The sequence below is a fragment of the Burkholderia sp. CCA53 genome (assembly GCF_001685525.1).
In the GTDB taxonomy this organism is placed as follows: Bacteria; Pseudomonadota; Gammaproteobacteria; order Burkholderiales; family Burkholderiaceae; genus Burkholderia; species Burkholderia multivorans.
Genome location: NZ_BDDJ01000001.1, coordinates 1,879,595 through 1,902,529, shown reverse-complemented (window position 1 = coordinate 1,902,529; position 22,935 = coordinate 1,879,595). Strand labels below are relative to the sequence as shown.

Here is a 22,935-nt window from a genome sequence, read left to right as displayed (position 1 = left end):
ACGCGCGCATCGCCGTTTTTCGTTTGCGGCGCGCCGGCGCCGCGTGCCGCGCTTACTTCGCGACGACGACCGGAATGCCCTTCAGCATCCCGGCGCCCTTGAGCTCGTCGAGCGCCTCGCGCACGGCCGCGCTGGTCGCCGCATCGATGCCGAGCTGCAGCGCGAGTTCGCGTTCCGCGCGCTTCACGCCGGCAAGATTGCGCAGCTTCACGTGGCCGAAGCCGCGTACGCGCGCATGCAGATCCGCGAGCTGCACGACGCGCGCGGCGTTGTCGGCCGTCATCGCCGCGAATGCACGCGTGAGCGTCGTTTCGTAGTCGTCGGCGAGCGCGCGCTCCATGCGGCGCTCGACCGTGCGGCCGAACGGATCGAGCCACGTACCGCGCAGGCCGCGCACACGCGCGAGCATCCCGAGCACCGGCCACATCCACTGGCCGAACACGCGCTTTTTCGGCGCGCTGCCGTCACTGCCGGCCTTCGCGACCGTCGGCGGCGCGAGGTTGAACTTCACGCGATAGTCCGTCCCCGGCACGCCTTCGAACTGCGCTTCGAGCGATGCGCGGAACGCGTCGTCTGCATACAGTCGCGCCACTTCGTATTCGTCCTTGACCGCGAGCAGCCGATAGAACGTCGTCGCGACCGCGTGCGTCAGCGCATCGTCGCCCTTCGCGCGCGCGGCGCTCACGAGTGCACGGTAGCGCTCGACGTAGCGCGCGCCGCCGTAGGCGTGCAGGCGCGCTTCGCGATCGGCAATCAATTCGTCGAGCGTCTGCGGCGCGGCATGCACGGCCACCGCATGGCGCGCGTTCCACAACGCATCGAGGCCCGGCGCATCGCCGGCCGCCATCCGGCCGACCGAAAACGCGAGCTTGTTCATCGGCACCGCGACGTTGTTCAGCTCGATCGCGCGCATCATCGCGGCGAGCGACACCGGCACGAGGCCGAGCTGCCACGCGTAGCCGAGCATCAGGATGTTCGCGCCGATCGTGTCGCCGAGGAACTTCGCCGCGAGCGCCTGCGCGTCGCAGCTCGACATGAAGCCGTCGCCGGCCGCGTGGCGCATCTTGGCGAGCAGCGCGTCCGCGTGCAGGTTCGCGTCCGGGTTCTGCACGAACGAGGCGTTCGGAATGCTGTGCGTGTTGACGACGATCCGCGTGCGCTCGCGACGCACCGTCTGCAGCGCCTCGGCGCTCGCGCCGACGACCATGTCGCAGGCGAGCAGCACGTCGGCCTGCTGCGTGTCGATGCGCACCTGGTTCAGCCAGCGGTCGCTCGATGCGATCCGCACGAACGACAGCACCGAGCCGCCCTTCTGCGCGAAGCCCATGAAGTCGAGCACCGACGCGCTCTTGCCTTCGAGATGCGCGGCCATGCTGATCAGCGCGCCGACCGTCACGACGCCCGTGCCGCCGACGCCCGTCACCAGCATGTCGTACGGCGCCGCATCGAGATGCGTGGCCGGCACCGGCAGCGCGTCGACGCGCGCGGCGAGCGCCGCTTCGTCGAATGCCGCGCCGGCCGCCTTCTTCAGCGCCGCGCCTTCGACCGTCACGAAGCTCGGGCAAAAGCCGTTCACGCACGAGTAGTCCTTGTTGCAGGACGATTGATCGATGCGGCGCTTGCGGCCGAGCGGCGTTTCCAGCGGCTCGACCGACAGGCAGTTCGACTGCACGCCGCAGTCGCCGCAGCCTTCGCAAACCGCGTCGTTGATGAACAGCCGCTTGTCCGGATCGGGGAATTCGCCCTTCTTGCGGCGGCGGCGCTTCTCGGCCGCGCAGGTCTGGTCGTAGATCAGCACGGTGACGCCCGGCGTCTCGCGCAGCTCGCGCTGCACGGCGTCGAGTTCGCTGCGGTGATGGAACGTCGTGCCGGCCGGGAACAGCCCGTGATGGCCGTCGTACTTCTGCGGCTCGTCGGACACGACGACGAAGCGCGATACGCCTTCGGCCTCGACCTGCCGCGCGATCTGCGGCACCGAGATGCTGCCGTCGACGGGCTGGCCGCCCGTCATCGCGACCGCGTCGTTGTAGAGGATCTTGTAGGTGATGTTCGCCTTCGCGGCAACCGCCTGGCGAATCGCGAGGATGCCCGAATGGAAATAGGTGCCGTCGCCGAGGTTCTGGAACACGTGCTTCGTGTTCGTGAACATGGCATGCGCGGCCCAGTCGACGCCCTCGCCGCCCATCTGGATCAGACCGGTCGTGTCGCGGTCCATCCACGACGCCATGAAGTGACAGCCGATCCCCGCCTGCGCGATCGAGCCTTCCGGCACCTTCGTCGACGTGTTGTGCGGGCAGCCCGAGCAGAAATACGGCGTGCGCTTCACGGCGTCCGCCTCGTTCGACAGGATCTGCGGCGCGACCAGATCGACGACGCGCTCGCGGCGATCGAGCGCCGGCTTGTGACGCGCGAGCCATTCCGCGAACACGGGCAGGATGCGCGACGGACGCAGTTCGCCGAGTTCCGACAGCAGGCACGCGCCGGCCGCGTCGTGCTTGCCGAGCACGCGCGGGCGCGCGCCTTCCGTGCGGTTGTAGAGGTGATCCTTGATCTGCTGCTCGATCACCGGGCCCTTTTCTTCGATGACGAGCACTTCGTCGAGCCCGTCGACGAACGTGTCGATGCGCGTCAGCTCGAGCGGATACGAGAGGCCGACCTTGTAGATCCGCACGCCGGCCGCGTCGAGATCGTCGACCGTCAGATCGAGACGGCGCAGCGCCTCCATCAGATCCAGATGCGCCTTGCCGCACGTGACGATGCCGACGTTCGCACGCGCGGACGGCGCGATCCACTTGTCGATGCTGTTCGTGCGCGCGAAGTGACGCACGGCGTCGAGCTTCGCGGCGAGACGCGCTTCGATCGTGAGGCTCGGCAGATCGGGCCAGCGGTTGTGCAGACCGCCTGCGGGCGGCGTGAAGCCTTGCGGTGCGGGCCATTGCGTCTGCAGCGCGTCGAGATCGACGGTCGACCCCGATTCAACCGTCTCCGAAATCGCCTTGAAGCCGACCCAGGCGCCCGAGTAGCGCGACAGCGCCCAGCCGTACAGGCCGAATTCGAGCATGTCGGCGATGTTCGACGGGTTCACGACCGGCATGTGCCAAGCGATCATCGCGAAGTCGCTCTGGTGCGGCATCGACGACGACACGCAGCCGTGATCGTCTCCCGCCACGACGAGCACGCCGCCGTGCGGCGACGAGCCGTACGCGTTGCCGTGCTTCAGCGCATCGCCCGCGCGATCGACGCCTGGGCCCTTGCCGTACCACATCGCATAGACGCCGTCGACGGTACGCTCGGGATCGGCCTCGACGCGCTGCGTGCCGAGCACCGCGGTGCCGCCGAGTTCCTCGTTGATCGCGGGCAGGAAGCGCACGCCGCTGGCGTCGAGCAGTTTCTTCGCCTTCCACAGCTGCTGGTCCACCATGCCGAGCGGCGAGCCGCGATAGCCGCTGACGAAGCCGGCCGTGTTCAGGCCCTGCGCGCTATCGGCCGCGCGCTGCATCAGCAGCAGGCGCACCAGCGCCTGCGTGCCGGTCAGGAAGATCCGGCCGCGCGTCGCGGTCAGGTTGTCGGTCAGACGATAGTCGGATAGGGCGGGCGTGCCGTCGATCGGCAGGCGGGCGGTCATGGGGACGTCTCCTGATTGTGCTGTTCTGGGCTGCGGCACGGGCGCGTCGGGCGACGCTGGCCGGCGGCAGCGGGATGGCTCTATTTTTTCTCGCAGCGACGAGAATGTTTTTTCTCATCGTGCTCGGGGTGGGCGATGGCGAGAAAAACCGCGAAGGTTTTGGTGCGGTTTTGAGAGAGTTCTCGCTCGGCGGGTGGCGTTGGGGGAAACGGCGGACCGGCGGATCAGGGTGCGCGGTGCGATAGGCGGTGCCGTGCGTGCGATGCCGGCGGTCGTGCGCAATGGCGGACTTCAAGGGCGGCTGTGGCCCGACTGGCGCGGGTTTTAGCGGTTTTCGCGCGTGCGCTCACCGTTGAAATGCACAGCGTTTCGACTGGCGTGGCGCGCGGGATATTCACATCCCGGCTGTCCCGCCACGTCACGCCGGCATTCGCACTCACCGTTCGGTTGCACAGCGTTTCGACCGGTTTTTTCGTCCGCGCGCGGTGAGGCTCACCGTTCGAATGCACAGGGTTTCGAGTCGTCGGTGGAGGCATATATCCACATCGCGATCGCTCGATTCGAGTGGATGCGTCCGATGCTCACCGTTCGGATTCACAGACATTCGAGTGAGTTGACGCGCAGGATGTCCACATCCCGTTTGCGTCGTGAAGCGATCGGCAAACGCGCCTGCGATTGGCTGCTGCGTGTTGCGGCGGGCCTGGCAGCGGCGTTTGCCGGGGCCGCCGACGGCGCTCACCGTTGAAATACACAGTACGGCGAGTGGTTTGGTCGGCCGGATATCCACATCGGTCGTTTCGGCGCGAATGCCACCGTCCGTTCGGGTGTGGACAACCGGCACACCCAAGGACTCGAATCACTGTGCATTTCGACGGTGAGCGTCGCGGTCGGCGCGCGGGCTATATGCCGGCCGTTACGCTTGTTCAGTGCTTGAAGCGACTGCGCGCCGGAACGTCGTCAGCCCCGCAGAGTCCGCCGCATCGTTCATGTCGCTGACCGATATTGCACGCGGGCGTCGGAGTGTACGCGATAGAACGACGACGTGGGCGACTAATGGAACTGGATCGAAAGGACTGACCGCGCGAACACCGATTCATTCGAGTTACGCCGCGGCAATGCGTATCCCGGGCTGGCCGGAGGTATCCGGAATTCCGTGTGTGAGGCGGGTTGAGATTCAGATTCCAATGTTGAATCGTTCCGGGTAAAGCAGCGCGAACTGGGTCATCGCGCTCTTCCAATCGTGCCGAGAGCCGGTCCACTTGGCCACGACGTTGCGCAGCGCCAGCCAGATCAGTTTGAGCGCGGCCTCGTCCGACGGGAAGTGGCCGCGCGCCTTGATGATCTTTCGAAGCTGCATGTGCAGCGACTCGATCGCGTTGGTCGTATATACAATTTTCCGGATGTCAGGCGCGAAGGCGTAGAACGGAATCACCTGATCCCAGGCCCGGCGCCAGAGCGCGGCAATCGGAGGGTATTTCGTACCCCACGGGCTCGTATCGAACGCGTCCAGCGCCACGGCGGCCGCTTCGGCCGACGGTGCCCGATAGACCTCCTTGAGCGCCGCTGCGACCGATTTCCTGTCTTTCCAGCTGGCAAAGTCCAGCGAGTTCCGGATCAGATGCACGATGCAGGTCTGGACCGTCGTTTCCGGGAACACCGTGTTGATCGCTTCGGGGAAGCCCTTCAGGCCGTCGACCACGGCGATCAGGATGTCCTGCACGCCGCGCAGCTTCAGGTCGTTCACCACCCGCAGCCAGAACTTGGCGCCCTCGGTCTGCTCGATCCAAAGGCCGAGCACGTCGCGTGTGCCGTCGCGGCGCACGCCCAGCGCCAGGTAGATCGCCTTGTTGCGCACCACGCCTTCGTCGCGGATCTTGACTCGCAAGGCATCGAAGAACACGACCGGGTACATCGGCTCGAGCGGTCGCTGCTGCCATTCGCGCACTTCGTCGATCACGGCATCAGTCACCGTGCTGATGAAGTCCGGCGACACCTCGATGCCATACATGTCCAGCAGGAAGCCCTGAATCTCCCGCACGCTCATGCCGCGGGCATACATCGCGATGATCTTGTCGTCGAAGCCTGTGAAGCGTCGCTCGCCCTTGGCGATCAGCACCGGATCGAACGTGCCTTCGCGGTCGCGCGGAATCTCGACGTCGAGCAGGTCATTGTCGGTTGCGATGCGCTTGCGGCTGGTGCCGTTGCGATGGTTCGTGCGGCCCGCCGGCTTGGCATCGCCCTTCTCGTAGCCCAGGTGGTGGGTCAGTTCGCCGCCCAGTGCACGCTCGAAGATTGCCTTCTTGAGCGCCGCGAGCTGTTCGTTGATCGTCGCCCGATCCAGCGTCCCGGGCACCAGTTGCTTGATCAGTTCCGGGTCCAGGTTCAATCCCTTGCCCGGTTCTACCGGCACTTCTTCCTTGCGTTTGCGTGGCATAACGTGGCTCCTTGGCCATCAGTTTATGCCTCACACACAAAAGTTCGGATAGGCTCGGCTGGCCCGCGGAACGTCGGCGCGTCCGCGATCGTGGCGACCGCATTCGGTCGGAATCGCTCGACGGCGCGCGCTGGCGACCCGCGACGAACGATCGCGATATTGAACGCATCGCACCGTGGGAAAAGGCTTTGCGAGCGATTGGCGGCCGGTGCTCACCATTGAAATGCACAGGGATTCGAGTCGCTTCGCGGTCGACATATCCACATCGGATGCCTCCTGTCGGCCGGTTTGCCGCTCGCACTCACCTCTGACATTCACAGCGATCCGAGTCGCTTTACGGCGGACATGTCCACATCGCGGATCGCGCCTTGATAGCTCGCGATTCACCGTAGCGCGTGTTACCTCGCGACGGAGATCGCCGTATCGAAAGCCGCGCGGCGGTGGGGCGTTTCCTCCCCTCACCGTAAAGATTCACAGCGATGCGAGTCGCTTCGCTGCCGACATATCCACATCGCGGATCGCGCCTCGATGGATTGCGCGCCGGCGCTCACCGTTCGGATCCACAGCGGCTCGATTCTAGTCGCGACCTGGCATCGCCACATCAAAATCGGTGCCGCGATCGCAGGGTCGCCGACACTCACCGTTGAAACGCACAGGGATTCGAGTCGCCTCGTTGCCCAGCTGTCCACACTGATCAGCAGCGTGGCGATGATTATTCACCGACGCTCGCCGTGCTGGCTCACGGCGAATCGGTCGTCCACACGCCGCGCATTTTCGCGGCAAGCTCATGCTTCGGCGGATGGGTCGCCTCACACTCACCATCGAAATTCACAGTGATTGGAGTCGCTCCGAGGCTCACCTATCCACATGGATAGACGGCACTTCGATGATGAGTCGGAGACACTCACCGCTCTGGCTCCCGGTGATTGAATCGTCCACGCGATGCCCATCTCCACAACGAAATCTGCGCCTCGGCGAATCGGCTTTGTGGCGCTCACCATCGAAATTCACAGCGGTCCGAGTCGCTCCGAGGCCGACCTATCCACATGGATAGAGGGTGCTTCGATGATGACTCGCCGACACTCACCGTTCAGGCTCACGGCGATTCAACGGTCCACACGACGCGTATCTCAGCAACAAAATCCGCGCCTCGGCAGATCGACCGCCTTGCGCTCACCATCAAAATTCACAGCGATTCGAGTCGCTCCGGGACACATCTATCCACATGGATAAACGGCAGTTCAACGATGACTCGCCGGCACTCAGCGCTCGGGCTTCCTGCGATTCGATCGACCACGCGCTGCCCATCTACACAACAAAAACCGCGCCTCGGTGAATCGCTTTGTGGCGCTCACCATCGAAATTCACAGCAATTGGAGTCGCTCCCGTGCTCACCTATCCACATGAATAAACGGCAGTTCGATGATGACTCGCGGGCACTCAGCGCTCCGGTTCCTTGCGGTTCGATCGTCCACGCGATGCCCGTCTCCACAACAAAAATCCGCGCTTCGGCGAATCGATCGTCTCACCCTCACCATCGAAATTCACAGCGATTCGAGTCTCTTCGCTGTCGACATATCCACATCGCTGAGCCCATATGGACGGATTCGCTCGTCCGCACTCGCTATTCAGGTTCGCAACGCCTCGAGCCTTTCCGTAACGGACGTCTCCACAACCGAAAACCCTGCTTCGCCGGGTCAACCGCCTCGCACTCACCGTCGAAATTCGCAGCGATCCGAGTGCCTGTGCCGCCGACCTATCCACATCCCGAACCGCGCTTCGATGGATCGTTAGCCGACGGCCGCCGATCAGCTTCGCAACAAAGTCGAGCCTTTTCGCAGCCGACATCTGCGCACCGTAAACCGTGCCTCGCGATGCGGTTGCTCTCGCTCACCGTCGCAACGCACAGCGATCCGAGTGTCCGTACAGCCGACATATCCACGTCGGACGCACCGTAACCGAGAACCGACCTTTTGGCGCTCACCGGTCGAACGCACAGCAAGCCGACTCTCCTCGCGGCAGCCATGCCGACGTCAAAGCCGTATACAAGCGGAAGGCCTCGTGCTCGCAATCGCGCGAAAAATCCGCGCCGCCCGCCAGTGTGCCCAAAGGCTCCCAATCTCCCGCGCGCCCGCGTCCCGCTTCGCTTCGACGCCGCCGCTCACCGACAAAAAGCACAGCGCTTCGAGTCCCTTCAACGCCGACCTATCCACACACGCCGCCGACGTCCTCGCCCACGCCAACACGATTCATCGTCGAAACGCCGACAGCCCCGCCAAATCGCGGGGCACGGATACTACCGCGAAACGCGCCTGGCGCTCGCGCGCTTACGCTCTCTCGTCCCGATCTGCGCACATAGTTCGTATATAACTAGTTATTCAAGCACACCAACCCTAAAGCCCCACCCCCGACATTTTTCCCCGCGGAATCGCCGCCCACCCGCACCGCTCGGTTACGCTTGAGCATCCGTCGATTTCGACACCCTGCACGGAGGCGCGATGAAGCTCTACTACTGGCCGAAAACCCGGGCGTTCCGGGCGTTGTGGATGCTGGAGGAAATCGGCGCCGTCTACGAGCTGGTGCCGATCGACCTGCGCTCGCACGAACAGGGCAGCGACGCGTTCGTGCAGGTCAACCCGATGGCGAAACTACCGGCGCTCGACGACGGCAGCGCGCCGTTCGCCGAATCGGGCGCGGTGCTGCTCTACCTCGCCGACCGCTGCCCCGACGCGGGCCTCGGCATCGCGCCGGACGACCCGGAGCGCGGCCGCTTCCTGCAGTGGATGTTCTTCACGCCCACCTGTCTCGAGCCGGCCATGGCGGAAAAATTCACCGGCGCGTCGGGCAACCCGGTCGCGTTCGGCTGGGGCAACATCACGCGCGTGCAGCGCGCGCTCGCGCAGACGCTCGCGCATAGCCGATGGCTCGTCGGCGACCGCTTCACCGCCGCCGATCTGCTGCTCGCGAGCACGCTGAAGATCGCGTTCGACGCGCATCTGCTGCCGCACGAAGGCGTGCTCGGCGACTACGTCGCGCGCGCCGAGGACCGCGACGGATACCGTCGCGCGGTCGCGGTCGAGCAGCGCGAATCGGCACGGCTGCTGCACGCGTAATGCACGGCGGCGCGCCGGCGGCCAGGTTCGCCGTCGCACCGGCTCGCGCCCGTTGCCCATGAAAAACGGCGGCCTCGGCCGCCGGTTTCGTCTCGCGCGCTCGACGACGCGCCGCCGTTACTTCCGGTCGACGATCACGCGATCGAACGTGCCGCCGTCCGCGAAGTGCGTCTTCTGCGCGTTCGCCCAGCTACCGAAAATCTGCTCGACGCTGAACGTCTTCAGCGGCTTGAACTCGGCCGCATGCTTTTTCAGCACGTTCGCGTCGCGCGGACGCAGATGATGCTGCGCGATGATCTCCTGCGCCTCGGGCGTGTACAGGTAGTCGAGATACGCCTGCGCGACCTTGCGCGTGCCCTTCTTGTCGACGACCTTGTCGACGACGGCGACCGGCGGCTCCGCGAGAATGCTCGCCGACGGATAGACGGCATCGAACTGCGCACCCGATGCACCGGTGTCCATCAGCGCGACTTCGTTCTCGAACGTGACGAGCACGTCGCCGATGCCGCGCTGCGTGAACGTCGTCGTCGCGCCGCGGCCGCCGGAGTCGAGCACCGGCACGTTGCGGAAGATCGCCTTCTCGAACTCGAGCGCCTGCTGATCGGTCGCGCCCTTCTGCTTCTGATAGCCCCATGCGGCGAGATACGCGTAGCGGCCGTTGCCCGACGTCTTCGGGTTCGCGATGATCACCTGCACGCCCGGCTTCGCGAGATCGCTCCAGTCCTTGATCGCCTTCGGATTGCCCTTGCGCACGAGGAACACCATCGTGGTCGAGTACGGCGAGCTGTTGTCCGGAAAGCGGGCGCGCCAGTCCTTCGGCAGCAACAGGCCGCGCTCGGCGAGCAGGTCGATGTCGTTCGGCTGGTTCATCGTGACGACGTCGGCCTGCAGCCCTTGCAGCACCGACAGCGCCTGCGCGCTCGACGCGCCGTGCGACTGCTTGATCGTCACGGTCTCGCCGGTCTTTTGCTTGTAGGCGGCCGCGAAGCTCGCGTTGATGTCCTTGTAGAGCTCGCGCGTCACGTCGTACGACACGTTCAGGATCGACGTGTCCGCGTGCGCGACCGTTGCCGCCGCGACGAGTGCCGCCGCCGCGCCCGTATGCAGCCAGCGGCCGATCCCCTTGATGCTTGCCATCGTGATATGCCCCGTTTCCTTGGTGGTGGATGCGCGACGGCGCTGCGCCGTCATCGAAACGTAAGCGGGCATTCTAGCGGCCGCGCCCCGCGCGCCTTCCAATCTGTCGTGCAAAGCAAATCACGAATCGTCATAAGCAAGCAGCGTCCCACGCCCGCGCGCCGCAATGCTAAGATCGCCGCTCAGCCCACGCACGGTTCATCCATGTCCGCCATCCTCCGCTCGCCGTCGATTTCCGCCGCCCTCGCGGCCGGCGCGCGCGCGGCCGGGCTGAAACTGAAAAAACGACTCCTCGACTGACGGGGATGTCGCGTCCCGTCAGGCGAATGCCGGACGGGATGCCCGCAGGTCGTTTCTTTTCCTTGCTCGCACGCCTCGCACCGGCATAGCGCCGGCGGAACGGTTGTCTCCCTCCCGTTCTCACCATGAGGCTTTGCATGCACACATCACCCCGTTTTGAAGGTATCTGGCTGCCGATCGTCACGCCGTTTCACCGCGACGACGTCGATCATCGCGCGCTCGCGCGCCTGGCGCGGCACTATGCGGCCGCCGGCATCGCAGGCTTCGTCGCGGGCGCGACGACCGGCGAAGGCGTGCTGCTCGATGCACGCGAGCAGGACGCCGTGTTCGCGACGCTGCGCGACGCGGTGCCGGACCGGCCGATCGTCGTCGGGCTGACCGCGAGCGCAACGCACGCCGCGGCCGCGCGCGCCCGCGAACTCGCGGCGCTGCGCCCGGACGGGCTGCTCGTCACGCCACCCGTCTACGTGCGGCCGACGCAGGACGGCCTTCGGCGCCACGTCGAAGCGATCGTCGAGGCGGCCGACCTGCCGGTGCTCGTCTACAACATCCCGTACCGCACCGGCGTGAACGTCGAACTCGACACGCTGCAGGCGCTCGCGCGCGATGCGCGCGTGGCCGGCATCAAGGAATGCGGCGGCACGCTCGAGCGCATGAGCCGGCTCGTGCACGAGACGCCGCTCGCGGTGCTGTCCGGCGACGACAACCAGAACTTCGCCGCGCTCTGCGCGGGCGCGCACGGGACGATCGCGAGCAGCGCACACGTGCTGCCCGAATGGCATGTGCGGATGCACGCGCTGCTGCGCGACGGCCGTCTCGCCGACGCGCGGCGTATCGCGGTCGCGTTGCAGCCGCTCGTCGCGGCGCTGTTCGCGGAGCCGAATCCGGCGCCCGTGAAGGCCGTGCTGGCCGCGCAAGGCTGGTGCGACGACGGCCTGCGTCTGCCGTTCGTGCCGGCGAGCGACGCGCTGCGCGCGCGGCTGCGCACGCTGTGCGCGGAACTCGACGCGCATGCGCCGGCGAGCGCGATGGCGTAGCGCGGCGCGGCGCGCATCGAATCGGCGATACGTCTTGCGCGCGCGCCGCTGCGCGCTACGCGGCGAGTGCGGCCGCCGCCGAATGTGTCGCTTCGCGCACGGCCTGCGTGACGATCCGCGCGAGCCGATCGACGGTCGGCGTCGCCGACGACGTGCGCCGCAGCAGCACGAGCGGTACGCTCGGCAGCGCCGGCAGGCCGCATGCGGCGGCGTCGAGCACGCGCACCGACGCCGGCAGCCCGTAGTGCGAACGCACGGTCAGCCCGAGGCCGGCCGCGGCGGCCGCCCACAGCCCGGCGAGGCTCGGCGTCGTAAATGCGACGCGCCACGGCACGCCCGCTCGGTCGAGCGCATCGGTCGCCGCGCCGAAGAACCGGCACGGCCGGTCGAACATCACGAGCGGCAGCGGTTCGGGTGTCGCCGCGATCGCACGCGGGCCGGCTCGATCCTGCGCGCCTGGCACCGCGCCGCCGTCGAACTCGGGTTGACTCGCATGGGCGGCGCCGATCCACCGCATCGGGACGTGCGCGATCGTCTCGCTGTCGATTCCGGGCCGCGACGCGCGCTCCGCCGACGCCGGATCGCCCCACACGAGCGCGAGATCGAGCTGGTTCGCCTCGAGCCGGTCGAACAGATCGGCATTGCGCGATACGCGCGCGTCGATCCGCACCTTGGGATGCGCGCGCGCAAAGCGGCCGAGCACGTCCGGCAGGATCGCCTCGCCGAAATCCTCCTGCAGGCCCACGCGCACGCGGCCGTCGAGGTTCACGCCGCGCACGGCCGCGGCCGCCTCGTCGTTCAGCTCGACGATCCGCCGCGCATAGCGCAGCATCGCCTCGCCCGCGTCGGTCAGCGCGAGCCCGCGGCCGGCCTTCACGAACAGCGGCGTGCCCGCTTGCTCTTCGAGCTTGCGGATCTGCGCACTGACGGCCGACGTCGAGCGCGCGACGCGGTCAGCCGCCTTCGCGAAGCTGCCGAGATCGACGCCCGCGACCAGGCTGCGCAAGGCCGCGATGTCGAAGTTCGGTTGCGCGAGCGTCGTGTCGCCGCGCGGCTCAAGGGCGTGTTCGTGTTCGGTCATGTCGATCATCCTGTTTTATCGAACGATCCGTCAAAAACTTTCCGATTTTCAGGATGAATGTAGGCGACGACACTGTGACTGTCAATTTCCGTCCCGGTCTTTCGCCATGGAACGCTCGCTTGCCCTTTCCCGTTCGTCTGCCGAGCGCCGCTGCGCCGCCCGCTGGCTGGTGCTCGCAGCCGGCGTTGCCGCGAACATGAGTTTCTCGGCCGCCGCGGCCGGCATTCCGACCACCGCGGTCTGGATGCGCAGCGCGTATCGGCTCGACAACGGCTCGCTCGGCCTCGTGCTCGGCGCGCTCGGGTTCGGCGTCGCGCTGTCCGAGTTGCCGTGGGGTATCGCCGCCGACCGCTTCGGCGATCGCCGCGTGCTGTTGACCGGGCTGATCGCGACCGCCGCGATGCTCGCGCTGATGGCCGTCGCGATCGTGCCGACGCCCGACGCAGTGCCGCCGCTCGCGCACATCGTCGCGATGATGTGCGGCGTCGGGCTGCTCGGCGGCAGCGTGAACGGGTCGAGCGGGCGCGCGGTGATGCGCTGGTTCGGCGAGCGCGAACGCGGGCTCGCGATGAGCATCCGGCAGACGGCCGTGCCGATGGGCGGCGGCGTCGGCGCGGCACTGTTGCCGTGGCTCGCGTCGCATGCCGGTTTCGGCGCCGTGTACGGCACGCTGATGCTGTTGTGCGCGGGCTCGGCCGTGCTGACGTGGCGCTGGCTGCGCGAGCCGCCCGCCGCGGCAGACGCCGCGCAGCCGCACGCGCGGCAACCGGCCGCCCCGCGCGCGACGACGCCGCTCGCGAACCGCGCGGTCTGGCGGCTCGTGATCGGTATCGGCGTGCTCTGCGTGCCGCAGTTCGCGGTGCTGACATTCGCGACGGTGTTCCTGCACGATTTCGGCCGGCTCGGCGTGGCCGGCATCAGCGCGGCGATGGTCGCGCTGCAGCTCGGCGCGATGGCGATGCGCGTATGGAGCGGCCGCCATACCGACCGCCATCGGAACCGGCGCGCATATCTGCGCGGATCGGTGCTCGTGGCGGGCGCCTCGTTCGCGCTGCTCGCGGCCGCGACGGCCGGCAGCCCGCAGGTGCCGGTCGCGGCGATCGTCGCGATTCTCGTGTTCGCGGGCATCTGCGTATCGGCCTGGCACGGCGTCGCCTACACCGAACTCGCGACGCTGGCCGGCGCCGACCATGCCGGCACCGCGCTCGGCATGGCCAACACGATGGTCTATGTCGGGCTGTTCGTCACGCCGCTCGCGATCCCGCCGCTGCTCGCGGCCAGCACGTGGAGCGTCGTGTGGCTCGCGGCCGGCGCGTGCGCGTGCGCGACGCTGCCGCTGTTCCCGAAACGGCCCGCGTAGCGCACGGACTCAGAACGTGTAGACGGCCGACAGCATCGCCGCGCGCCGGTCGCCGAACTCGACGGCCGACGAGCGCGACGCGTTGCCCGGCTGCTGCCGCACGCGCTCCACGTACGCGCGATCGAACAGGTTGTCGACGTTCAGCTGAAACCGCAGCCGCCGGTTCACGTCGTAGCTCGCCATCAGGTTGTGCACCCAGTACGCGCCGAGCGTCCCGTCGCCTTCGGACGTCACGTTGCGCCGGCCGACGAAATGCGACCCATAGCCGATCGTCCAGCCGGCCGGCAGCCGATAGGTCGTCCACAGATTGAACGCGTGCCGCGGCGTGTTGCCGAGCGCCTTCCCGTTGCGACGCGGCGACGACGGCGAGTCGAGCGTCGCGCTCGCGAGATACGTGTAGTTCGCGAACAGATCCCACTTCGGCGTGATCTTGCCAGCCGCGCCGAGCTCGACGCCGCGCACGCGCTGCTTGCCGGCGAGCAGGTAGCTGCCGTCGGACATCCGTTCGCGCGCGTGGTGCTTGTACGTCTGGAACAGCGCGCCGTTCACCGCGAGACCGGCGAGCCCCTCCCACTTCGCGCCAAGTTCGACGCTCTCGTTCTTCTCGGGCGCGAGGCCGCCCGATGCCGGGTTCACGCCGCTGCCCGTCGTGACGAGGAATTCCGCCGACGGATTGAACGACGTGCCGTATGCCGCGTAGATGCGACCGTTGTCGGTCGGCTTGAACACGAGCCCCGCGCGCGTGCTCAGATGACGGTCCGCGGTGTCCGCGCGCTCGGTCGGCTTGCCGGCCGGCGTATTGCGCGCCCAGCCGTCGATCCAGTCGTGACGCAGCCCGACGTCGAGGTCCCAGTAGCGGCCGAACGAGATCGTATCGAACGCGTACAGCGCCTTCACGTCGAGCGCCGTATCGGTGCGCGCGGTGTTCTCGCGGCGCGCGGGGCCCGACCAGTAGCCGGGCGGCGCGGCGAGCGCATAGCCGTTCTTCGGGAAGTGACGCGCGAGCCCGTGCGAGTAGGTGCTGCGCGCGTACGTCTCGCGCGAGATCTCGAAGCCCGCGACGAGCGTATGGCCGACGCCGAACGTGCTGAATTCGCCGGTCGCGTTCGTCTGGTTCATCCACATCGCGGTGGACGCGTCGCGCCCGTAGCCCTGCGGCCCCGCCGGCTTGTAGCGCCCGCGCGGCATCCCGTCGAGGTTCGCATGCGACGCGGAAACCACCGTGTCGCGATTCAGATGCGCGTAGCGGCTCAGGTTCTGCAGCTTCAGCTGCGGCGACACGTCGTGCTCGGCCTTCACGGTGAACGTATTGGACTCGATCCGCTCGCGGTCGAGGTTGCGCCAGCCGAAATAAGCATCGCGCGCGACGCCGCCGAGCACCTGGCCGTTGCGCGCGGGCAGCCCGTAGTCGGGCAGGTTGTGGTCGTACTGGTGGAAATAGCCGAGCGTCACGCGCGTCGGCGTGCCGAGCCCGAAGCCGAGCGACGGTGCGACGCCCCAGCGCCGCTTGCGGATGTCGTTGCGGCCGGGCACGTCGTTCACGTGCGCCATCGCATTGAGCCGGAACACCGAACTGCCGTCGCTGCCGGGCAGCGGGCGGTTCGCGTCGAGCGTCGCGCGCCGGTAGCCGGACGTGCCGAGCACCGTGCCGGCCTCGATGAACGCCTTGCGCTGCGGCGCCTTGCTGATCAGGTTGACCGAGCCGCCCGTCGTGCCCGCGCCGCCGAACACCGAATTCGGCCCCTTGATGACCTCGACGGCGTCGATGTTGAACAGATCGCTGCGATTGTTCTGCGCGCTGTCGCGCAACCCATCGAGCTGCAGGTTCGCGTGCGCGCTGAAGCCGCGGATGAGCAGCATGTCGCCCGACCCGCCGCCGCCCTCGCCCGCGTTGAACGTGATGCCCGCGACGTTGGACAGCGCTTCGCGCAGGCTCGTGACCTGCTGCTCGTCGAGCACCTCGCGCGGCACGACGGTGATCGTCTGCGGCACGTCGAGCAGCGGCGTCGCGTATTTCGCGGAGCCCGAACGATCGACGCGCGAGCCGGTGTCGCGCTCGCCCTGCACGACGATCGGGCTCAGGTGCGGCGCGCGCCGCGGATCGGTGTCGTCCGCAGCGGCCGGCGCGGCCGCGCAGGTCATCATCGCGAATGCGACGGAAACAGCCGGGCGACGCGGCGGCGTCGCGCTCGACTGGATCGGGCTCGTCATGGTCACTTCCCCTTCATCAATGAGAATGGTTCTCATTCAAAATAAAAGGGCGCGACATGGCAATCGGACGGAAACGAAATTTCCGTGGAAGCGGCGCCTGCCGCTTCGGCGCGTCGAGCGGCGTCAGGCCGTCAGGCCGCCTCGCGTGCGAGCGCGCGCCGCGCGGCCGGCCGTTCGGCTTCGCGCTGCGCATGCGCGCTCCAGGCGCGATGCCGCGTCATGTCGAAGCCGATCGCGCCACCCCACCGGTACAGCACCAGCAGGAACGGATCGACGATCGAATGGCCACCCGGCTCCGCCCACGTGCGTCCGTCCGCGAGCGCCGCCTCGATCGTCGCGTTCGCCGCGTCGATCACGCTGCGTCCATGCTCGCTGATCGCACCGTGCAGCGCCGGATCGCCGACGAAGCGGCCGGGCCGCCACAGCGTGCCGTAGCCGACGCCGTGCACCCAGCCGACGAGCCAGGCGAGCCATTCGTGGCACCGCGCTTCGCGCAGCGCATCGTCGAGCGGCAGCAGCTGCGCATCCGGATGGCGGCGCGCGAGATACGTCAGGATCGCCGGCGTTTCGGTCAGCACGCGCGACTCGCCGGGAATCGCGAGCACCGGCACACGCGCTTTCGGGTTGATCGCGAGATAGCCGTCGGTGAGGTTCTCCTGCTTGCGGACCTGCACGATCTCGACGTCGAACGGTGCGCCCGTTTCTTCGAGCGCGATATGAGCGGCGAGCGAACACGCGCCCGGCGAAAGATAGAGACGATAGGCGTTCATGGTGGCATTGCCCCGGCGGGCCTGTGAAAGACGAGCACGAGTGTAGGAATGCCGCGCCCGCGGCCGCAAACGATGAATTGTCGTGCTCGGACATTAGTGTTACTAATGCGCAATGCGACGCATCCATCTCCCTCCGCTGCAGACTTTGCGTGCGTTCGAGGCCGCCGTCCGGCTGCAAAGCTTCACGCGCGCAGCCGACGAACTCGCGCTCACGCAAGGCGCCGTGAGCCAGCACATCCGCGCGCTCGAGGCGCAGCTCGGCTATCCGCTATTCACGCGCGAACGCGGCGGCGCAACGCCTTCTCACGCCGCGCATGCGCTCGCGCTGCAGGTGCGCCAGGGGCTCAGCGTGCTCGAGCGCGCGTTCGAGCCGACGCACGCAGTGCGCGCCCGGCCGCGCGCCTGCGACGTCACGCTCAACGTCAGCGTGCTGCCGAGCGTGGCCGAGCGCTGGCTCGCGCCGCGGCTGCCGCGCTTCGCGGCCGCGCACCCGCAGATCTCGATCGTGCTGCATCCGGACACAGCGCTCGCGCCGCTTCGCAAGCGCGACCGCATCGACGTCGCGCTGCGCTATGGGCCCGGCACGTGGCCGGGCGTCGTCGCCGAGAAGCTGATGAACGAGACCGTGTTTCCGGTCGCGAGCCCCGCGTACCGCAACCGCGACGGCATCGCGCCGCGCGCGCCGGCCGATCTCGTGCGCGCGACGCTGCTGCGCCATCCCGCGCAGCCGTGGGAACCGTGGTTTCAGGCCGCGCGGCTCGATCTGACCGAATCGGCGCGCGCGCCGCGCTTCGCGGACGCGAACGCGCTGATCGACGCGGTGCTGAAAGGACGCGGCGTCGCGCTCGCGCGCCGCTCGCTGATCGAGCGCGAACTCGCGAGCGGCGCGCTCGTGCGCGTATCGACGGTGCGCATCACCGACGTCTACGCACACTACGTCGTGTGGCGCCCCGGCCATCCGCGCGAAGCGGCGATCCGCACCTGGCTCGACTGGCTGCGCAGCGAAGTGCGGCGCCGCACGCCGCGACGCTGACGCGTGCCTCAAGCGGAGGCGGCCATCACCTTGTCGAGCGTGATCGGCAGATCGCGCACGCGCACGCCGGTCGCGTGATAAACCGCATTCGCGATCGCGGCCGGCACGCCCGTGATGCCGATCTCGCCGATCCCGCGGATACCGAGCGGATTGAAATGCGCATCGCGCTCGTCGACGAACGTGACGTCCAGCTCGCCGATATCGGCATTCACCGGCACGTGATACTCGGCGAGATTCGCGTTCGTGAAGCGGCCGGCACGCAGGTCGAGATGCGAGCCCTCCTCGAGCGCGGTGCCGAGCCCCCACACCATGCCGCCGAGCAGCTGGCTGCGCGCCGTCTTCGCGTTCAGCAGCGCGCCGACGCTGTACACGCCGACGATGCGCGGCACGCGTATCGTGCCGAGCTCCGCGTCGACGTGCACTTCCGCAAACACCGCGCCGAACGAATGGAACGCGTAACGCTGCTTCTCGTCGCCCTGCTTCGTCGTCGCGAGCGCCTCGATCGGTTGCCCGCCCGCGCGCGCGATCACCGCGGCCGCCGGGTCGCGTCGCGATCGGTCCGCGCGATGCACGACCCAGCCGTCGTCGACCGTCACGTCGTCCGCCGCGGCGCCGTGCAGCGGTGAACCCGCATCGGCGATCGCCATCGCGATCAGCTTCGCACGCGCCTGCAGCGCCGCCTCGCGCACGGCCGGCGCGACGCTCGCCGCCGACTGCGAGCCGCCCGACACGGGCGCACCGGGCAGCCCCGAATCGCCGAGCGAGAAGCGCACGTTCTGCGGCGCAAAGCCGAGCGCGTCGGCCGCGACCTGCGTCATCACCGTGTAGGTGCCGGTGCCGATGTCCTGCGTGCCCGACGCGACTTCAGCCGTGCCGTCCGGCAGGATCCGCGCGCGCGCCGATGCCTCGCTGCGGTTTCCCGGATACGTCGCGGCCGCCATCCCGAGGCCGATCAGCGTATCGCCGTCGCGCAGCGTGCGCGGCGCCTGCGTGCGGCGCGACCAGCCGAAGCGCTGCGCGCCGACGCGATAGCACTCGCGCAGCGCATTGCTCGACCACGGCTTGCCGTCCTCCGGATCGACCTGCGCATAGTTCGCGAGCCGCAGCGCGACCGGATCCATGCCGAGCTGCCACGCGAGCTCGTCCATCGCCGATTCGAGCGCGAACGAGCCGGACGCTTCGCCGGGCGCACGCATGAACGTCGGCGTGCCGACGTTCAGCGACACGATCCGATGGGTGGTCGCCTGGTTCGGCACCGCATACATGATCCGCGACGGCATTCCGCACATCTCGGTCCAGTCCTCGAAGGTCGACGTCGTGACGATCGAATCGTGGCGCATCGCGGTCAGCGTGCCGTCGCGCCGCGCGGCCAGCACGACGCGCTGCTCGGTCAGCGGCCGTCCGCCGACCGGGCCGAACATCTGCGGCCGCGTCAGCACGAGCCGCACCGGTCGCCCGGTCTGCTTCGCGGCCATCGCGCACAGCGACACGTGCGACCACGACGAACCCTTGCAGCCGAACCCGCCGCCGAGAAACGGCGAGATCACGCGCACGTGCTCCGGCGCGATTCCGAACACGGCGGCCACGGCGTTGCGCGTGCCGGTCACGCCCTGCGTCGCGTCGTGCAGCGTGAGCGTCGGTCCGTCCCAGCGCGCCATCGTCGCGTGCGGCTCGATCGGGTTGTGATGCTGCATCGGCGTCGTGTACGTCGCGTCGACGTGCACGTCGCCCGCGCGCAACCCTGCCTCGACGTCGCCGCGCTGCGTGTCCATCTCGCGCCCCTGCTGCTTCGGCGGCACGCGCGCGCGGCCCTTCTCGCGCGCGAAATCGAGCGCCGCCTCGCTCGCGCGATAACGCACGCGCACCGCCTGCGCGGCGTCGGTCGCATGTTCGAGCGTATCGGCGACGACTACCGCGACCGGCTCGTTGCTGTAGCGCACCGCGTCGTCCTGCAGCAGCGTGAGCCGGCGGCCGGCCGGCGGCGACAGCGGCGGCCGGCCCGCGTTCGGCAGGCGCAGCGCGTTTTCGTGCGTGATCACGAGCAGCACGCCGGGCATCGCGCGGGCGCGCGCCGTGTCGATCGACTCGACGCGGCCGCTCGCGATCGTGCTCGTCACGAGCACCGCATGCGCGAGCCGCGCATCGTCGAATTCGGCTGCGTAGCGTGCGCCGCCCGTCACCTTGAGTACGCCGTCGACGCGGTCGAGCGGCTGTCCGGTCAGCGTGTTCATGCGTGTCCTCCCGTCGATCGCGCGGCCGTCTTCACCGCGCGCACGATCGCGCGCTGCGCGAGCGCGACCTTGAATGCATTGCCGTCGAGCGGCTGCGCATCGCGCAGCGCGAGTGCGGCCGCTTCGCGCAACGCCGCATCCGTCGGCTCGCGACCGGCGAGATGCTGCTCCGCGGCCGTCGCGCGCAGCGGCTTGTGCGCGACGCCGCCGAGCGCGATGCGCGCGTGTTCGATCCGTGCGCCGTCCATCCGCAGCGCGGCGGCGACCGACACCAGCGCGAACGCATAGCTCGCGCGGTCGCGCACCTTCACGTAGTGCGCATGATCGGCAAACTGCGGCGGCGGCAGGTCGACCGCGGTGATCAGTTCGCCCGGCTCGAGCGTCGTGTCGAGATCGGGGCGGTCGCCGGGCAGCCGATGAAACGACGCGAACGGAATCTGCCGCTCGCCGCGCGGGCCGCTCGTGCGCACGACCGCGTCGAGCGCCGCGAACGCGACGCTCATGTCCGACGGATTGACGGCCACGCAATGCGCACTCGCGCCGAGAATCGCGTGCATCCGGTTGTCGCCGCCGATCGCCGCGCAGCCGCTGCCCGGATCGCGCTTGTTGCATTGCGCGAACGCCGGATCGTAGAAGTACGGGCAGCGCGTGCGTTGCATCAGGTTGCCGCCGACGGTCGCCATGTTGCGCAGCTGCGCGGACGCGCCGGCCAGCAGCGCTTGCGACAGCAGCGGATAACCGCTGCGCACGCGCGGATGATCGGCCGCGTCGCTGTTGCGCACGAGCGCGCCGATCCTCAGCCCGCCGTCCGGCAACGCGTCGACCGTGTCGAGGCCCGCGATATGCGTGACGTCGATCAGCATGACGGGCCGCGCGACGCCGCCCTTCATCAGATCGAGCAGGTTCGTGCCGCCGCCGATGAACGCGGCGCCCGGCTGCTGCGCGGCGCGCACGGCGTCCGCGACGTCGGTCGCGCGTTCGTACGAGATCGCTTCCATGACGCGGCCCTCCGCTTACGCGTTGCGCGCGTGCGCGGCACGCACGGCGGCGACGATGTTCGAATAGGCGCCGCAGCGGCACAGGTTGCCGCTCATGCGTTCGCGGATCTCGTCGTCCGACAGCTGCGCCGGACGCTGCCGCACGTCCGCCGTGGCGGCGCTCGCCGCGCCCGATGCGAATTCGTCGAGCAACGCCGTCGCCGAACACAGCTGGCCCGGCGTGCAGTAGCCGCACTGGAACGCATCGTGTTCGACGAACGCACGCTGCACCGGGCTCAGCACGCCGTCGCGCGCGAGCCCTTCGACGGTCGTGATGCGCTGCCCTTCGTGCATCACCGCGAGCGTCAGACACGCGTTGATGCGCCGTCCGTCGACGAGCACCGTGCACGCGCCGCACTGGCCGCGGTCGCAACCCTTCTTCGTGCCAGTGAGCCCTGCGTATTCGCGCAGCGCGTCGAGCAGCGTGACGCGCGGTTCGAGCTGCAACGTATAGGCATGACCGTTGATGTCGAGATGAACGGGGCGCGCCGGCACTGTCGCGAGCGCCGGCGGGGCCGACGCCGCGCTCGCATGCGGTGGCTGCGCATGCATGGCCGGCGCCGCGCCGACCGTTGCGGCGGCCGCCGCCGATTGCAGGAAGCGGCGCCGCGCGGCGCTCGACGGCGTATCGTGAACGGGCGGCGTCGCGCCGTGCTGGCAAGGCGCCGCGGGCGAACATGGGCCGCGCGGCGCGGATGACGGGGAAAGAGGTCGATCGCTGGACATGACTTCTGCTCGCTCCATGAATTGAGGGACGCAGATGTGGACATCCGCTCGCGCAATGGCGACGCGGACGAAGCACGCGTATCGGCTGCCGTAGCAATCGCGATGCCGCGCATGGCGCGCGTGCGCCGCGCATCGTGCGGTTCGCGCACCGCAAGCGCTTGGGCGATGCGTGCGCGGCTCGCGTCGCCGTTCCTGACGCGAACATGACGCGCCGCTGACGCGCGACGGTCGCCGCACGGTCGATGCGGCAAAAAATGCACGTACGGCCGCCGTTTGCGGACATCTCGACCGACTGCCGCGCGCGTCGCGCGATCGCGCGACAGGCAGCGACACGTGCGTGCGTTGCGCCGAACGTCGATGCCGATGCATGCGCGATTTACCGCACGTTGGAAATCCGGCGTGGCGAAAGCGTTCGGTCAGCCGCACGAAAGCGTTTTGCGATCACGCGGCCGTCGCAAACGATTCACCGAAACGTCGCATCGCGACGGCATACTCGAAAACGTTCCCGATCGACCCGCCAGGAGAGTCCTCATGCATCGCGTCGCGTTCGTCGTCGTTCTTTGTGTCGCCGCGCTGGCCGCCTGCAGCGACGACGCGCCGCACGACACGCAGGCCGCCGACGCATCGCAACAGGCCGGCGCGTCCGCCGGCAGCGCGAACGCGTTCAACGGCGGCGCGCCTTCGAACGTCGCCGCGTCGGCGGCCGCGCCGCTCGCGCCGCCGGTCGTGCACTACCCGCCCGACGACGACGATGCGCAAGCCGCGACGGATGTACGCGCATCGGACGCCGCCGCCGCGCCCTCGCACTGATTTCGCCGTCCCCTTCCCCGCATCGCAGAA

The 22,935-nt window shown here is 68.4% G+C and carries 14 protein-coding genes; 5 read left to right on the top strand and 9 right to left on the bottom strand.

The genetic code is table 11. From position 1 onward, the window contains the following. Positions 1-52 precede the first annotated feature (52 nt). Both BCR55_RS08855 and BCR55_RS08850 read right to left on the bottom strand, forming a co-directional pair. On the bottom strand, positions 53-3,625 hold the full coding sequence (locus BCR55_RS08855; protein WP_065494476.1) for an indolepyruvate ferredoxin oxidoreductase family protein: 3,573 nt from the start codon (positions 3,623-3,625) through the stop codon (positions 53-55). Between the two features lie 1,174 nt (positions 3,626-4,799). After that, a complete protein-coding gene (locus tag BCR55_RS08850; RefSeq protein WP_065494115.1) occupies positions 4,800-6,059 on the bottom strand; it encodes an IS256-like element IS1356 family transposase in 1,260 nt (419 codons plus the stop codon). A 2,498-nt stretch (positions 6,060-8,557) separates the two neighbouring features. On the opposite strand from BCR55_RS08850, the gene BCR55_RS08845 reads away from it, so the two are divergent. Continuing rightward, positions 8,558-9,172, top strand: a complete 615-nt coding sequence (locus tag BCR55_RS08845; protein ID WP_065494475.1) for a glutathione S-transferase family protein — start codon at positions 8,558-8,560, stop codon at positions 9,170-9,172. 117 nt (positions 9,173-9,289) lie between these two features. Here the strand turns inward: BCR55_RS08845 and BCR55_RS08840 are convergent, their stop codons facing one another. Continuing rightward, positions 9,290-10,309 (bottom strand): sulfate ABC transporter substrate-binding protein, encoded by a 1,020-nt coding sequence (locus BCR55_RS08840; RefSeq protein ID WP_065494474.1) that lies wholly within the window; start codon positions 10,307-10,309, stop codon positions 9,290-9,292. 437 nt (positions 10,310-10,746) lie between these two features. On the opposite strand from BCR55_RS08840, the gene dapA reads away from it, so the two are divergent. Continuing rightward, the gene (gene dapA / locus BCR55_RS08830) at positions 10,747-11,646 is read left to right on the top strand and encodes a 4-hydroxy-tetrahydrodipicolinate synthase (protein ID WP_065494473.1); all 900 of its coding nucleotides are present in this window, start codon (positions 10,747-10,749) and stop codon (positions 11,644-11,646) included. Positions 11,647-11,701: 55 nt separating this feature from the next. Here dapA and BCR55_RS08825 read toward each other — a convergent pair whose 3' ends face one another. Next, a complete protein-coding gene (locus BCR55_RS08825) occupies positions 11,702-12,736 on the bottom strand; it encodes a LysR substrate-binding domain-containing protein (protein ID WP_065494472.1) in 1,035 nt (344 codons plus the stop codon). A 97-nt stretch (positions 12,737-12,833) separates the two neighbouring features. Between BCR55_RS08825 and BCR55_RS08820 the strand changes: the two genes are divergently transcribed. Then, complete coding sequence (locus BCR55_RS08820) at positions 12,834-14,087, top strand: MFS transporter (RefSeq protein WP_065494471.1); 1,254 nt, start codon at positions 12,834-12,836, stop codon at positions 14,085-14,087. A gap of 9 nt (positions 14,088-14,096) precedes the next feature. On the opposite strand, the gene BCR55_RS08815 is transcribed toward BCR55_RS08820, so the two are convergent. Continuing rightward, on the bottom strand, positions 14,097-16,298 hold the full coding sequence (locus BCR55_RS08815) for a TonB-dependent siderophore receptor (protein ID WP_065494470.1): 2,202 nt from the start codon (positions 16,296-16,298) through the stop codon (positions 14,097-14,099). Positions 16,299-16,429: 131 nt separating this feature from the next. Then, positions 16,430-17,068 carry a glutathione S-transferase family protein gene (locus BCR55_RS08810; protein WP_065494469.1) on the bottom strand — a complete coding sequence of 213 codons (639 nt, stop codon included), beginning with the start codon at positions 17,066-17,068 and terminating at the stop codon, positions 16,430-16,432. A 112-nt stretch (positions 17,069-17,180) separates the two neighbouring features. On the opposite strand from BCR55_RS08810, the gene BCR55_RS08805 reads away from it, so the two are divergent. Continuing rightward, positions 17,181-18,101 (top strand): LysR substrate-binding domain-containing protein, encoded by a 921-nt coding sequence (locus BCR55_RS08805; protein ID WP_006407128.1) that lies wholly within the window; start codon positions 17,181-17,183, stop codon positions 18,099-18,101. A gap of 8 nt (positions 18,102-18,109) precedes the next feature. Here BCR55_RS08805 and BCR55_RS08800 read toward each other — a convergent pair whose 3' ends face one another. The 3 genes from BCR55_RS08800 to BCR55_RS08790 are packed head-to-tail and all read right to left on the bottom strand — an operon-like array spanning position 18,110 to position 22,095. Further along, positions 18,110-20,332, bottom strand: coding sequence for a xanthine dehydrogenase family protein molybdopterin-binding subunit (locus BCR55_RS08800; protein ID WP_065494468.1), 2,223 nt, complete (start codon positions 20,330-20,332; stop codon positions 18,110-18,112). Beyond that, a complete protein-coding gene (locus BCR55_RS08795; RefSeq protein ID WP_065494467.1) occupies positions 20,329-21,330 on the bottom strand; it encodes a xanthine dehydrogenase family protein subunit M in 1,002 nt (333 codons plus the stop codon). The genes BCR55_RS08800 and BCR55_RS08795 overlap by 4 nt, the downstream gene beginning before the upstream one ends. A 15-nt stretch (positions 21,331-21,345) precedes the next feature. Continuing rightward, the gene (locus tag BCR55_RS08790; RefSeq protein ID WP_065494466.1) at positions 21,346-22,095 is read right to left on the bottom strand and encodes a (2Fe-2S)-binding protein; all 750 of its coding nucleotides are present in this window, start codon (positions 22,093-22,095) and stop codon (positions 21,346-21,348) included. A 531-nt stretch (positions 22,096-22,626) separates the two neighbouring features. On the opposite strand from BCR55_RS08790, the gene BCR55_RS08785 reads away from it, so the two are divergent. Further along, complete coding sequence (locus tag BCR55_RS08785; protein ID WP_065494465.1) at positions 22,627-22,905, top strand: hypothetical protein; 279 nt, start codon at positions 22,627-22,629, stop codon at positions 22,903-22,905. Positions 22,906-22,935 lie beyond the last annotated feature (30 nt).

Bases quoted from the DNA above. Each gene is read 5' to 3' on its own strand.
- BCR55_RS08795 (WP_065494467.1), bottom strand. From the start codon at position 21,330: ATGGAAGCGATCTCGTACGAACGCGCGACCGACGTCGCGGACGCCGTG.
- BCR55_RS08855 (WP_065494476.1), bottom strand. From the start codon at position 3,625: ATGACCGCCCGCCTGCCGATCGACGGCACGCCCGCCCTATCCGACTAT.
- BCR55_RS08800 (WP_065494468.1), bottom strand. From the start codon at position 20,332: ATGAACACGCTGACCGGACAGCCGCTCGACCGCGTCGACGGCGTACTC.
- BCR55_RS08810 (WP_065494469.1), bottom strand. From the start codon at position 17,068: ATGAACGCCTATCGTCTCTATCTTTCGCCGGGCGCGTGTTCGCTCGCC.
- BCR55_RS08805 (WP_006407128.1), top strand. From the start codon at position 17,181: ATGCGACGCATCCATCTCCCTCCGCTGCAGACTTTGCGTGCGTTCGAG.
- BCR55_RS08825 (WP_065494472.1), bottom strand. From the start codon at position 12,736: ATGATCGACATGACCGAACACGAACACGCCCTTGAGCCGCGCGGCGAC.
- BCR55_RS08820 (WP_065494471.1), top strand. From the start codon at position 12,834: ATGGAACGCTCGCTTGCCCTTTCCCGTTCGTCTGCCGAGCGCCGCTGC.
- BCR55_RS08815 (WP_065494470.1), bottom strand. From the start codon at position 16,298: ATGACGAGCCCGATCCAGTCGAGCGCGACGCCGCCGCGTCGCCCGGCT.
- BCR55_RS08790 (WP_065494466.1), bottom strand. From the start codon at position 22,095: ATGTCCAGCGATCGACCTCTTTCCCCGTCATCCGCGCCGCGCGGCCCA.
- dapA (WP_065494473.1), top strand. From the start codon at position 10,747: ATGCACACATCACCCCGTTTTGAAGGTATCTGGCTGCCGATCGTCACG.
- BCR55_RS08840 (WP_065494474.1), bottom strand. From the start codon at position 10,309: ATGGCAAGCATCAAGGGGATCGGCCGCTGGCTGCATACGGGCGCGGCG.
- BCR55_RS08785 (WP_065494465.1), top strand. From the start codon at position 22,627: ATGCATCGCGTCGCGTTCGTCGTCGTTCTTTGTGTCGCCGCGCTGGCC.
- BCR55_RS08845 (WP_065494475.1), top strand. From the start codon at position 8,558: ATGAAGCTCTACTACTGGCCGAAAACCCGGGCGTTCCGGGCGTTGTGG.
- BCR55_RS08850 (WP_065494115.1), bottom strand. From the start codon at position 6,059: ATGCCACGCAAACGCAAGGAAGAAGTGCCGGTAGAACCGGGCAAGGGA.